Origin of the sequence: Paraburkholderia sediminicola, assembly GCF_902859805.1 — a bacterium.
Classification (GTDB): Bacteria; Pseudomonadota; Gammaproteobacteria; order Burkholderiales; family Burkholderiaceae; genus Paraburkholderia; species Paraburkholderia sediminicola.
The window spans coordinates 895,096-908,316 of record NZ_CADIKC010000001.1; the positions used below are offsets into that span (position 1 = coordinate 895,096).

12 protein-coding genes are annotated in these 13,221 nt (G+C 59.3%); 9 read left to right on the forward strand and 3 right to left on the reverse strand.

Annotated elements, in window-relative coordinates:
* Window positions 1-56: 56 nt before the first annotated feature.
* From R8871_RS03905 to R8871_RS03935, 7 genes are all read left to right on the forward strand, one after another.
* Complete coding sequence (locus R8871_RS03905; protein WP_175049132.1) at window positions 57-326, forward strand: hypothetical protein; 270 nt, start codon at window positions 57-59, stop codon at window positions 324-326.
* A gap of 390 nt (window positions 327-716) precedes the next feature.
* Entirely contained in the window at window positions 717-1,958 is a 1,242-nt protein-coding gene (locus R8871_RS03910) for a PucR family transcriptional regulator (RefSeq protein WP_175049133.1), read from the forward strand.
* Window positions 1,959-2,183: 225 nt separating this feature from the next.
* The gene (locus R8871_RS03915) at window positions 2,184-2,987 is read left to right on the forward strand and encodes an enoyl-CoA hydratase/isomerase family protein (protein ID WP_175049134.1); all 804 of its coding nucleotides are present in this window, start codon (window positions 2,184-2,186) and stop codon (window positions 2,985-2,987) included.
* 100 nt (window positions 2,988-3,087) lie between these two features.
* Entirely contained in the window at window positions 3,088-4,317 is a 1,230-nt protein-coding gene (locus tag R8871_RS03920; protein ID WP_175049135.1) for a CaiB/BaiF CoA transferase family protein, read from the forward strand.
* An 86-nt stretch (window positions 4,318-4,403) separates the two neighbouring features.
* Window positions 4,404-5,159 carry an acetoacetate decarboxylase gene (locus R8871_RS03925; RefSeq protein WP_175049136.1) on the forward strand — a complete coding sequence of 252 codons (756 nt, stop codon included), beginning with the start codon at window positions 4,404-4,406 and terminating at the stop codon, window positions 5,157-5,159.
* A gap of 23 nt (window positions 5,160-5,182) precedes the next feature.
* The gene (locus R8871_RS03930; protein WP_175049137.1) at window positions 5,183-6,388 is read left to right on the forward strand and encodes an acyl-CoA dehydrogenase family protein; all 1,206 of its coding nucleotides are present in this window, start codon (window positions 5,183-5,185) and stop codon (window positions 6,386-6,388) included.
* A gap of 28 nt (window positions 6,389-6,416) precedes the next feature.
* On the forward strand, window positions 6,417-7,352 hold the full coding sequence (locus R8871_RS03935) for a 3-hydroxyacyl-CoA dehydrogenase NAD-binding domain-containing protein (protein WP_175049138.1): 936 nt from the start codon (window positions 6,417-6,419) through the stop codon (window positions 7,350-7,352).
* Between the two features lie 119 nt (window positions 7,353-7,471).
* Here R8871_RS03935 and R8871_RS03940 read toward each other — a convergent pair whose 3' ends face one another.
* Both R8871_RS03940 and R8871_RS03945 read right to left on the reverse strand, forming a co-directional pair.
* Window positions 7,472-8,959, reverse strand: a complete 1,488-nt coding sequence (locus R8871_RS03940; protein WP_175049139.1) for a heavy metal sensor histidine kinase — start codon at window positions 8,957-8,959, stop codon at window positions 7,472-7,474.
* On the reverse strand, window positions 8,956-9,633 hold the full coding sequence (locus R8871_RS03945; protein WP_175049140.1) for a heavy metal response regulator transcription factor: 678 nt from the start codon (window positions 9,631-9,633) through the stop codon (window positions 8,956-8,958). The genes R8871_RS03940 and R8871_RS03945 overlap by 4 nt, the downstream gene beginning before the upstream one ends.
* A gap of 482 nt (window positions 9,634-10,115) precedes the next feature.
* Here R8871_RS03945 and R8871_RS03950 point away from each other — a divergent pair, with 482 nt between their 5' ends.
* Together R8871_RS03950 and R8871_RS03955 are read left to right on the forward strand one after the other, a co-directional pair.
* Window positions 10,116-11,843, forward strand: coding sequence for an alpha-keto acid decarboxylase family protein (locus tag R8871_RS03950; RefSeq protein ID WP_175049141.1), 1,728 nt, complete (start codon window positions 10,116-10,118; stop codon window positions 11,841-11,843).
* 57 nt (window positions 11,844-11,900) lie between these two features.
* Window positions 11,901-12,329: a VOC family protein gene (locus R8871_RS03955; protein WP_175049142.1), complete on the forward strand. Its 429-nt coding sequence runs from the start codon at window positions 11,901-11,903 to the stop codon at window positions 12,327-12,329.
* 154 nt (window positions 12,330-12,483) lie between these two features.
* Here the strand turns inward: R8871_RS03955 and R8871_RS03960 are convergent, their stop codons facing one another.
* Window positions 12,484-13,212: a site-2 protease family protein gene (locus R8871_RS03960; protein WP_175049143.1), complete on the reverse strand. Its 729-nt coding sequence runs from the start codon at window positions 13,210-13,212 to the stop codon at window positions 12,484-12,486.
* Between the last annotated feature and the right edge of the window lie 9 nt (window positions 13,213-13,221).

Below are 13,221 nucleotides of genomic sequence, written 5' to 3' on the forward strand. Positions count from 1 at the left end.
CCGAGGTCTGACGGCGCGCGAGCCATGCAACCCGTCGATGACGAAAAGGTGAAGAAATGAAAGTGCAACCCTTGGCTATAGCCATCGCGCTATTCCTGCTCACCGCGGTCAGCGCTGCCGACGCTCAGGAGATGCAACCGTCAGACGTCGCTAGCCACTCATCCAGCCAGCAGCCAATAAATTCGCCGCAGCGCGCGATGCCGATCGACGGCGGCAGTACGTGGGACTATGGAGCTCAACCGGGCGGACGCAATGGTTACGGCAAAACCCGAGACGGTCAACCGTGCGTGGTGGGCCTGTCGTGCGATATTTATCAGGGTAGTTAGCGTGGTGGCTGTGTCGTGATAAGCCACATGGCGGTTCACCGCGCCTGACCACCGCCTCAAAAGATCCCGCCTTGGTGGGGCGGGAGTTTTTCAAAAACGCGCCGCGTTGAAACACGCGCTGACGCTTCTCGCTTCCCCGCGCCGTGCGCCGCCTTTCGACCTACCAATTCCAGCTTTATGTGATAGACGGCGCCCCACAAGCTTCCTATTATCAACATCAATCTCCGCGAATCGACCGTCTGAGGCCCAAAGGCCAGCAGTAACAGTGTCGTCCAGGCAGTCGCGCCTTGACCAGGATCGTTATGACGCCAGGAGCGATGCAATGCCGAAGCTGAAAATTTTGACCAGCGCTAGACTAGCGGCAACGCTAATCTCAGAGGAATGCACAGCATGACCAGGAACATCCCGGAGATATCACCGGCCTTGCGCGAGTGGACTGAGAAAGTAGCCCTTGATCATGGGAGAGTCGTCGATCGAATATATGCAGCGCTGATGAATATCAAGCTGTATGCCGATCTGGATTCCCCAACAAAGCTTGATATCCGCAATTCGATCGACTGGTCCGCAAAACTCTGGTTCGAAACCCTGTTGTCAGGCAGCGCTCCGTCAGCGGAAGGGCTTGAGGCCTTTCGGGAGTATGGGCGCCGGCGGGTCTATCAGGGCTTACCTCTCGACGCGTTGCTGCGCGCGTTCCGGTTGGGGTCCCGCGAGTTATGGTGCTCCTATATTGATCCAGATGAGAAACGCAACGATTTGCGGGATGAACTGTTATTCCGAATCTCGCCGTTCTTGATGGAATTCTTCGACGTCCTGGCGCAGATCATCTCTCAGACCTACCTGGAAGAACAATATAAGCAGGCTCGCTGGCGGGAGTCGCTGCGATATCAGTTACACAGCATTATTTTTTACTACCCCGACGATACTGAAGGATTCGCCAAAACCGCAGCCGCCCTCCGGCTCGATGGGACGATTCCCAGAATAGCGCTAGCCATCGACCTACACTCGATCGACAGCAGTTCGCCAACGTTCAAAAGCGAGCTCGACCGGATTGTTGTTGCAACCGCCGGGCGGCTCAAGTTGCCTGTCGATGCGCTCTTCGACATCTGGTACGGCGGGAAACTACTCTTGTGGATACCGGCCCGGCTCGGTGACCTGGTTGGCATGAGCGATCTTCAGATGGGCAAGCAGATCGCAGCGGTTGCAGAAGCGATACCGGAAATCAAATCGATCGGCGTTGGCCTGATGGGCGAAGGCGCGGCGGGCTGGGCCATGTCCGCGGAGGAAGCAAGCCGCGCTCTCAGTCTCGGCCGTGCTCAGGGAAGCGAAGAGCGCGTATGGTTGTACTCGAAAATCGTCCTCGAAGAAAGCGTACGTGGTACGAAGAACGCACTGCGTTACCTCGTCTCTCTGGTCGAACAGCTCGCAAGCGAACCGGAGTTACTCGAAACACTCAGGACCTACTTCGATCAGCTACAGCGAAGAAAGGTCACCGCGAGTGTTCTTGGCATTCATCCGAATACGCTTAACTATCGACTCGAACGAATTGAAAATATCCTCGGCGCACGCCTCGACGACGCAAGCTGGATATCGAAGCTCGATATTGCAATCAAGCTGCACGGCTCGGCGAGGTAAACCAGGCCCTGTCTGATCCAGACTACCGGCATTGGAAAAATAGCTAACTGCGTTGTGAGTTATCACATAGGCGAGCGGTCGGGAGAACTCTAAGATCCGATGTGCTCGCCGCCGTTGATTTGAACTTACGTACGAGGTACGAAGAAGTCAGGGCTTGCGCGAATGAATGAGCGCCGCCCGACCGGGCAGGCGCTGGACGCCCCTGAACCCGGAAGGTCCGCTTTAATGTCAAACACGTTGACTGCCCCCTCATTCGACACCCTTCTCTACGAAAAGAGAAATGCAACGGCCTACGTGACGTTGAACCGTCCCGAGGTAATGAATGCGCTGAACCACAAGGCGATTGCAGAACTCGGGGCAGCGTTTGCAGATGCCCAGGCGGACTCACAGATTCGCGGCGTCATCATCACCGGCGCAGGCAATCGGGCATTCATCGCCGGGGCCGACATCACCGAGCTAGCCACCGCGACGCCGATCGAGGCTGAACGCCAGACGCGGGCGGGGCAAGCGCTTCTCAATCTCATCGAAAATCTCGGCAAGCCAGTCATTGCCGCCGTGAACGGCCTGGCGCTTGGCGGTGGATGTGAGACCGCACTCGCCTGCACTTTCCGGCTAGCCAGTCCGAGCGCAATGTTCGGGCAGCCCGAGATCAAGCTGGGGCTTATCCCCGGCTTCGGCGGCACACAACGACTCCCTCGTCTCGTTGGCAAAAGCGTCGCGCTAAAACTCATCCTCACCGGCGAGATGGTCTCCGCGAACGAGGCGTATCGGATCGGTCTGGTCAATGAAATCGTGGAAGCCGGCAATCTGATCGCCCGGGCCGAAGCGATTCTGGCGCAGATCGCCGCCAACGCGCCACTTGCCGTCGCTTACGCAATGGATGCCGTCAACCTCGGGCTCAACGCTGCTTTGCCAGAAGGACTCGCCCTGGAAGGGAAACTCTTCGCGTTATGTGCCGCGACAGAGGACAAGAAAGAAGGGACGACCGCCTTTCTGGAGAAGCGCCCGCCGAAGTTCCAGGGGCGTTGAGACCTAACGGGTCTTCGTTACTCCCGCTCACGACTCACGGTCCAGATGAGCTTGCGTCTGCATAGACGTCAAACCCTAACCCCGAATCGGGAACACTTCCATGACTGATGGACAGCACGTGTTTTCAGGTCTCAAGGTGCTCGACCTTGCGAGCTATATTGCCGGCCCTGCGGCAACAACGATTCTGGCCGACTTCGGAGCAGACGTCATCAAGATCGAGCCGCCAGGCACGGGCGACGTCTACCGGTTCTTCTCGGCCATGCCGCCGAACCCCGTGGCCAACAGCAACTACGCCTGGCAATTGACGAACCGCAACAAGCGCAGCATTGCCCTAGACCTGAAGTCCAGCGAAGCGAAAGAAGTGCTGGTGCGCCTGGTTCAATGGGCAGACGTCGTGGTCGTCAATTTTCCGCCACGTGTGAAGGCCGCTTTGGGCGTGACCTACGCGGCATTGTCACCGCTCAACCCGAAGCTCATCTACGCGGACATTACCGGCTACGGTTCCGAGGGACCCGAGGCCGACACGCCGGGTTTCGATGTCACGGCCTATTGGGCACGCTCCGGCCTCATGGAAGTCACCCACGACGCCGGCAGCCCGCCGACACTTCCCATTCCCGGAATCGGCGATCACGCCACGGCCACGACACTGTACGCGGCGATCGTCACTGCACTCTATACGCGCGCCACAACCGGCAAAGGAAGTCATGTGTCGACTTCGCTGATCGCCAACGGTATCTGGGCGGCGGCAGCGTGGGTCGAGGGCGGTCTGAACGGCGGTCGATTCTTCGCCCAGCACGACCGGAAGAATCCACCCAACGCGCTGCTCAACCCTTACCAGACAGCCGACGGTCGCTGGATTCTGCTGGTCGCGGCGCAACGCAAGGACTGGCCCGCTTTCGCTCGCGCTATCGATATGCCGGAGCTTCTGGAAGACCCGCGGTTTGTCGATGACCAACGCATCAATAACGCAGCCGCACTGGTCGAGATTCTCGATCCGTTGTTCGCCAGCCAGCCGCTCGCCTTCTGGAAACAGGCACTCAACGCGGCGCGTGTAATTTTCGGTGTCGTGCAGATTGCCGAAGAGATCATTCACGATCCGCAACTGGAGGCCAACGGTATCGTCGTGCCGCTCGACGTTCCGGGCAAGCCAGCCATGCGCACGGTTAGCAATCCGATACAGATCATGGGGGAACAGAAGGTCAAGCCGCGCGCTGCGCCACAACTTGGCGAACACGGCGCGGAGATCCTGCAAGAGATGGGCTTCAGCAAAGAAGACATCGCGCGCCTTCACGACGCGGGCGCGGTCGCGCGCTTTAACGGCCCGGTCTGATCTCACCACGTTGCACGATTTGATCTAGCGCCTTCGGCTGCAACGCACGGGCAGGCCCCTGCCCTACCACTCACCTGGAGCTTCACATGACTGAAGACGAAATTCGCGCGCGTGCATACGCGATGCCGATCAGCAGCCCCGCCTATCCCAAGCCGCCTTTCCGGTTCGTCGATCGTGAATTCATCATCATTTCCTATCGCACTGATCCGCAAGCGCTGGCCAGCATCATCCCTGCTCCGCTGCTTCCAGCCGAACCGATCGTCAAGTACGAGTTCATCAACATGCCGGACTCAAGTGGTCTCGGCTCATACACCGAATCAGGCCAGGTCGTGCCGGTGTCGTTCAACGGGGTATCCGGCGGATTCACGCATGCCATGTACCTCGACAGCGAGGCCGGTATCGCCTCCGGTCGCGAGTTGCTCGGCTTTCCGAAAGTGCTCGCGCAGCCGAAGCTTGAAATCCGCAACGACGCGCTGGTGGGGACCCTCGACTACAACGGTGTGCGCGTTGCGACCGCAACCATGGCGTACAAGTACGAGCCGCTGGATCTCGCAGCCGTCAAGAAGACGCTCGCGGCACCTGGCTTTCTGCTGAAAATACTGCCTCACGTCGATGGGTCGGCCCGGATCTGCGAGCTGGTCAGGTATTACGTCACCGACGTCACGGTAAAAGGCGCCTGGAGCGGCCCAGCCTCGCTCGAACTGCATCCGCACTGTTTCGCGCCAGTCGCAAAACTGCCGGTGCTCGAGGTTCTATCCGCGATCCACATCCTGACCGATCTGACAATCGGCGGAGCGGAAGTCGTGCACGACTATCTGCGCCACCCCTCGAACGCATCCTGACCAACGCTCCAATGGAACTCTCCATGACTGCCAGTTCAAAGCCAAACCATCCGCTTCCGGCGCCCGATAGCGACTTCTATCTGCTTAACGAGATTCTGAGCGACACCGAAAGGGCTTTGCTAAAGCGGGTGCGTACCTTTATGGAGAGCCAGGTTGCGCCCGTGATCAATAAGTTCTGGGCGGAGGACGCGTTCCCATTCGAGCTCATCCCCGGCATCCGGGACCTGGGTATCGCCGGCGTCGGTTTCGAAGGATATGGCTGCCCTGGCGGCAGCACGCTCCTCGATGGATTTATCGCCATGGAGCTGGCACGCGTCGACTCTTCCATCGCAACCTTTTATGGCGTCCATAGCGGCCTGGCGATGGGATCGATCTATCTCGGCGGTTCGGAGGAGCAGAAGCAGAAATGGCTGCCGCCAATGGCCCGAATGGAGAAAATCGGTTGCTTCGGATTGACTGAACCGCTGGTTGGATCGGGCGCCGGCGGAGGCCTGCTGACCACCGCCAGACGCGAAGGCAATACGTGGGTTCTCAACGGTCAGAAACGATGGATCGGCAATGCGCCCTGGTGCGATCTCTCGATCATCTGGGCACGCGATGTCGACGACAACCAGGTCAAGGGCTTCATTGTCGAGAACAAAACGACCCCGGGCTTTTCGGTTGAAAAGATCGAGAACAAGATCGCGTTGCGAGTGGTGCAGAACGGCATGATCACGCTCGACCATTGCCGCGTGCCCGAAGAGAACCGCCTCCAGGGGGATCTGTCCTTTCGCGATACCGCGCGGGTCCTGCGACTGACCCGTCAATACGTCGCCTGGGAATCCGTTGGCTGCAGCATGGGTGCTTACGAACACGCGCTGCGCTACGCGCAAACCCGCGAGCAGTTGGGCAAACCCATCGGGTCATTCCAGATGGTGCAGGACCTCCTCGCCAAAATGCTTGGCAACATTACCGCATCGCAATGCATGGTCGTCAGGCTCGCCCAACTCCAGGATCAGGGCAAGCTGCTGGATCAGCACGCGTCGCTGGCGAAAGCATTCTGTACGACCCGCATGCGCGAGACGGTTGCGTGGGCTCGCGAACTATTCGGCGGCAACGGCATTGTGCTGGACTACAACGTCGCCCGTTTCTTTGCCGATGCCGAAGCGCTCTATTCATACGAAGGCACGCGCGAAATGAACTCCCTGATCGTCGGCAAGGCAGTAACCGGCTTCAGCGCTTTCGCCTGAACACTCCCCACTCGCAGGATGATTAGCCATGAGTAAAGACATCAACCGCATTGCCATTATCGGCACCGGCGTTATCGGTGCAAGCTGGGCCGCCTTGTTCCTTGCCAAGGGCCTGGATGTGATCGCCACGGACATTGCGCCGGATGCCAAAACGAAGCTTGAGGCATTCATTGACGCAGCATGGCCCGCATTGGAAAGATTGGGACTCGCGCCAGGCGCCTCGCGCAGCAGACTGGAGTTCACGGCGAATCTCGACGACGCGGTGGCCGGCAGCGACTTTGTCCAGGAGAATGGGCCCGAGCGTATCGATTTCAAACAGGACCTCTACAGGCATCTCGACAATATCCTCGCGCCCAGCACAATCATCGCATCGAGCTCTTCAGGCCTGACCATGAGCGAGATCCAGTCGGCGTGCAGGAATCATCCTGAGCGGTGCGTCATTGGACATCCGTTCAATCCGCCCCACCTGATACCGCTTGTTGAAATCGTCGGCGGCGCCAAAACATCGGAAGAGACCATCGAGCGCGTCACGGCTTTTTATAGCGGCCTCGGAAAGCGCACGGTTCGGCTCCATAAGGAAGTGCCGGGGCACGTCGCCAATCGGCTGCAAGCCGCGCTTTTCCGCGAAATGGTGTATCTGATATCGGAAGGCGTGGTCAGCGTAGCCGATGCCGATACGGCTGTTTCCTGGGGACCAGGTCTGCGCTGGGGAGGGATGGGACCGAGCCTGCTGTTTCATCTGGGCGGCGGCGACGGCGGTATCGAACATTTCTTCGAGCAGTTCACGGGACCGATGAGCGCGTGGTGGCGCGTGCTTGGCACGCCTGAGCTGACCCCTGAGGTTCGTGCAACCATCATCCGAGGGGTGCACGAAGAGACTCAATCCCGGTCCACGCACGAACTTGCCGCGCATCGCGATGAGCTCCTGCTAGGCCTCCTGAGCCTTCGTCGAGACGAACGCTGATGCTGTCATGAGTGCAGGTAACCGTAAATCCTCCAATCGGAAGATATATGGTTACCTGCACAATAACGGAGGAACTGAGAAGCTCCAGGAACATCCTGGCGACGTTTCGGGCGTCAGGGCTACCGGTCTTTCTGAGCAGCGTTAGCAAGGTGACCGTTGGACTCAGCTATCGAAGCACGCTGGCTCACGCTAGAAGAGCGGATATCCGCACCCGTCGGCTCAGGCCGGGGAAATACGAGCGTAAAGCGCGTCAGGCCGTTCTCGCTCGACGCATGGCACGTTCCGCCGTGGAGCGACATGATGCTACGCACGATCGAGAGTCCAAGTCCGCTCGACTCCGATGATCGATGTCGCGATGCATCCGCCCGATAGAACCGATCGAAGATCCGCTCGAGATGATGTGGCTCGATCGTCGGTCCGCGATTCTCGACATGGAGCGTTGTTCGATTGGGTTCCTGCTCTGCCACTGTCAAAATTGCCGTTCCCGGCTCCGCATACCTCAACGCATTCGCCAGCAGATTGCCCAACGCGCGGCGCAGCAGCAGCGGGTCCGCCGAAACACAGCCTTCGCCGCGCCACTCGAGCCTGACGTTGCGCTCGTCCGCTATGCCCTCGAAATACGCCTGAAGGAGTTCGAACTCGTCGGCAAGCAGCACGTCCTTGCGCTCGATGGCATTGTCGGCCTGTTCGGTGCGTGCCAGAAACAGCATGTTGTCGATCATCTTCGACATGCGTTGCAGCTCTTCGTAATTTGAGCCGAGAAGGCGCTGGTAGTACACGACGTCGCGCGTCTGGCTCAACCCGACTTCGGTCTGCCCTAACAGGTTGCCAATGGGTGTGCGCAGGTCATGGGCCATGTCGGCTGACACCTGCTTCAATTGCGTGAAGCCGCGTTCGAGACGATCGAGCATACCGTTGAATGCCGCGATCAGCGCGTCGAGCTCGGGCGGTGTCGCGCGTTGCTCGATGCGCGTCGAGAGGGTGCTGATGCCGATCGTCCCGGCCTTCGCGGCGAGCAGTCGCAACGGTTGCATGTTGTGACGCGCGAGAACGAAGGCAAGCAATGCGACAGCGACTGCTACCGTCGAGGACCACAGCAGTATCTGGTTCCGGTACTGCCGCAGCAACTGTGTGCGCCCGATCATCAAACGGCCCGAGATGATCTGCAAGTCGTGTGGCCCAGCTATGTCGTGTGCTGCAGCGACGACGTAGATGAACGCTGTGCCGTCGGCCATACGGGTATGCCGAACGGTGTCGAGCGTGAGCGGGGCATCCGCAGGCACGGGCGTCATGTTGGGTACCACCCGGTTGCCGGGGTTCACCGTAATGAGTGGTGCTTCACCCGGAAAGCGCACGATCAGCAGGGATTCCGTATTGCCGAGCATGTTGCCGAATAGACGAGGTTTGTCATGAATTAGCTTGCGCACGTCGACATCTTTCATCAGCGTACGAAGTTGATCGACCCGGGTTATGAGTGCGCCGTCGTCACGCACGCTCAGCTGCCGCTCCAGATCGCGATACAGGAGCGTGCCGACCAGCGCCATCGAGGTAAATACGATCAGGGCGTATAGCAATGCAAGGCGCGTGGTGAGCGAAAGGCGCTTCATGCTTCGTGCTCGAATCGGTAGCCCACGCCGTGAACCGTATGGATCAGGCGAACGGGGAAAGGGTCGTCGATTTTCTGCCGTAACCGGCGCACCGCGACATCGACAACGTTGCTGTCGCTATCGAAATTCATATCCCACACGCGAGAGGCGATCAAGGCACGGGAAAGCACCTGCCCTTGATGTTGTACGAAGAACTGCAGCAGGTTGAATTCCTTGTTGGTGAGCGTAATGCGCACGCCGGCTCGCTCGATTCGCCGCTTTGGCACATCGACACGCAGATCCCCAACTTCGAAAATCTCTTCCTCCTGCTTCTGAGGCTGACCGCGGCGCAAAATGATGCGGATGCGCGCCAGCAGTTCGGCGAACGAGAAAGGTTTGACAAGGTAGTCGTCAGCGCCAAGATCGAGTCCCTTCAGCCGGTCCTCGAGCGTGCCGCGCGCGCTCAGAAACAGGACCGGCGTCTGGGTTCGGCCACCGAGCTTCTGCATGACGGTCCAGCCATCCATCTCCGGCATCATCACGTCGAGCAGGATCAGGTCATAGCGCATTTCCTGCGCGAGGTGGAGCCCGTCGATGCCGTTCGCGGCCACGTCCACCACATATCCTGCTTCCGTCAATCCGTTCTGCAGGTACTCGCCCGTCTTGGTTTCGTCTTCGATGACCAGGATTCTCATATCGTCTAATCCATGCAATATCAGAGCCTCGGCTTCCTTCGGATGCGATTCGTCTACAGAATGGCTTGCGACTTCGATGTCGATCGAACAGGCAAGCGCGCAAGGACACGATGGAACCCTGCATGAATAATGCGCCTCGATGGGCATCAAGAAGAAGCGTTTGGCTACAACGGAATAGCAGTTTAGGAAGCGCGCTCGAACAGGGTCGTTACCCAATCATTACAAGTAAATGACGGACGCAGCGACGACCGATTGACTCCCATCCGCTCGACATTATTTTGTAATGACTGGGTCACTTCTTCGTGGGATCCGGGCGCCTAGACTTGCCATCATGCTGTACCGCAAATCGCCTTAAGCAGCGTCAATTATGAAGCCGCTGCGCAAAAAACCCTGCCCGGGTTGTAAGCCATCGAAAAGCCTACGGTTCCGCGGTGTTCGGTCTAGCACGTTACCTCGCATTCACATCAGATTAGGAGTCCATCATGGAAAGCAAGCAAACAACGGGCAGCCTTACCCAACGCATGACGATCGGCGACTTCCTGCTTCGACGTCTTGAGGAAGCCGGCATTCGGCACCTGTTCGGCGTTCCCGGCGACTACAACCTCGCGCTGTTGCAGCAACTCCAGGATGGCGGTGCGCTGGAATGGGTCGGCAATACCGGTGAGCTGACCTCCTCCTATGCGGCGGACGGTTATGCTCGGCTCAATGGCCTGGGCGCGCTGCTCGTCACGAACGGGGTTGGCGCCCTGAGCGCACTCAACGGTGTCGCCGGCTCCTACGCCGAGCATGTCCCGACCATCTGCATCTGCGGTTCGATCCCACTCAGGTCCATCGATCGCGGCTTGGGGATGCATCACACAATGGCCGACGGAAACTTCGACCACTTCCTTCGCGCCTACGCGCCGGTGACCGCCGCGCAGGTCCGGATCACCCCGCGCAACGCGGCAGTGGAAATCGACCGCCTGATCCTCACTGCCTGGCGCGAGAAGCTCCCGGTGTACATGGAGCTGCCGTCCGATATCGCCTATCTCGAGATCGAAGTGCCCGCGGCACCGCTCGTCCTCGCGCAGCAGCCGAGCGATCCGGAGCGACTGAGCTCGTGCATCGCCGCGGTCGCGCAACGGCTGGCTGCCGCCACTTCGCCGGCGATCCTCGTGGATGCGGATGCGGACCGGTTTGACGTCGCCCCCGATCTCATGGAGTTGGCCCAGAAGCTACAGGCGCCGGTGGCCGTGATCAACGCAGCCAAGGGCGTGATCGACGAGTCGTTCCCGTATTACGCTGGCATCTACGCCGGCAAGGGCAGCGAGCCGGGTGTCCGTGAGACGATTGAGAGCAGCGACTGCGTGCTCGCCGTCGGCTACCGGCCCATCGAGGTAACCACGGGCGATTTCACGGCATCGCTGCCCGCCGGCACGATCCACGCCCGCGGACACGCGGTGGACGTCGGCGAAGACAACTATCAGGCGGTGACGCTCAAGGAAGTGCTGCGCGGCGTCATCGATGCGGTCCCGCAAGTGACGAACCGCGCTCCGCAACCCGTGGCCGCAGTAATGCCTGGCGCGCAGGCCGACAGTTCCGCCAAGCTAACTCAGGCAGCTTACTGGCAGGCCATCCAGGGCTACCTGCGGCCCGGTGACGTCGTGTACGTCGACAATGGCACGTCATTTTCCATTCTCGGCCTGAAGCTCCCGCCGAACTGCACCTTCATCGGGTCGATCAACTGGGGATCGATCGGCTATTCGGTCGGCGCCCTCCTTGGCGCCCTGACTGCGGCGCCAGAGCGTCGTCACATTTTGCTCGTGGGCGATGGCTCCTTCCAGGTCACGGCACAGGAGCTTTCAACCATCCTGCGTCACGATTACAAGCCGGTGATCCTGCTGATCAACAACGGCGGATACACCATCGAACGCGGCTACATCGGCAAGACGGAGCCCTACAACGACGTCGCCAACTGGGCCTACGCCGATCTGCCGAAAGCGCTCCATCCCGGCACCACGGCGCAATCATTCGTGGTCAGGACCTGCGGGGATCTGCAAGATGCACTCGAAACGCCGAACGACAATCTGGTTTTCGTCGAGTCGATCATGGACCCCTGCGACGCGCCAGCTGCGATCACGAGAAGCAGCAACCTGGGCGCCGAACTCGACTACGGCCCTCGCGGCCCGCAGCACCGCGAGGGCCTGCAGCTCCGGTCCAGCACAATGTAGTCAGCTGTCAAATATAGTTATGAACAAACAATCCCCATCCACATCGAAGGCGTCCAAATGATCGACCACGTTTACATCTCAGTCACCGACATCGACAAGTCACTGGCCTTCTATTCCGAAGCCTTGAAGCCACTCGGCTGGAGCATTTTCGGTAACTACGACTCCGCTTCTGGCCCCGACAGCGTCCCCGATCTTTACGGCATCGGTGACGACACGTACGGTAAGAGAAAGGCGGTTGGATCAAGCATCTGGCTACGCCAACGCAAGCCCGGCGAGACCGGGCTGTACCTCGGGATCGTCTGCGACACCAATGAACTGGTCGACGCCGCCTACGCCGCTGCAATCAAAGCCGGCGGTATCGACGAGGGAAAGCCTGCAGATCGTACCTACTTCGCCCCCGGCTACTACGCCGCCAACGTCGCCGACTTCGACGGCAACCGTCTTGAGTTCGTACACAAAGCGTGGAACCCCAAGCGACACCAATAGCAATCCCATTGATACAACGGTGTTGTCGCCATTCGTTCGCCGGTGGCTCTAGACGAGCGACCGGTGAGCGGCAGTAAACCGGCATGTCAGGTTCGACGCACGACCCGACCGTCGGCTTCGCCCGATAAACCGCTCTACAAAGCCAAAACGCCACTCACCGCATGCCGCCACGCAACGGTCCAAGCATGTCGTGAATACCAAACGTCATCATCGCGAGAAACGCCAACAGCGCCAGATAGTAGAACGCATAGGTGAGTTTCACCGACGGCGCAATGCCATAGTATCGAACGTTCTCCGGACTAGCCGGATCGTAATGCCATGCGCGCTTGAGTTGCGGCATCGCCAGGATAGCCATGACAATCAGAAGCGGACTAGGATGCCACGCGAACAATCCGACGAGCACAGGAACCCCCGCGAACCAGATTCGCGGCGAGAGTACGGCAGTGATACGGCCGCCGTCGAATGGTGACAGCGGAATCATATTGAACAGGTTCAGAAAGAAACCTGCATAAGATAACGCCAGTAGCCAGGCGCTATCGAAGTGGCGCGCGAGAAAGTAGCACGCGAGAGCACCCAACGTTCCAGTGAATGGTCCAGCGAGGCCGACGTACGCTTCCGTTTCCGCATCGTGAGGCATCTCCTTCAACTGAATCCACGCACCCACAAACGGTACAAAGGTCGGCACTCCCACATCCAGCCCCCGCTGCCGCGCGGCCACGTAATGTCCGCCCTCATGCACGAATAGCAACAGCACGAATCCCACAGCGAATCGCCAACCGTAAAACATCGCATAGACGGCAATCGACAGCAGCATCGTGCCTGTCGTGGTCAGAATTTTGCCGAGCTTGAGTCCGCCCAGCAGCAAAATCAGTAGCTTTGTCACGATGGGTCG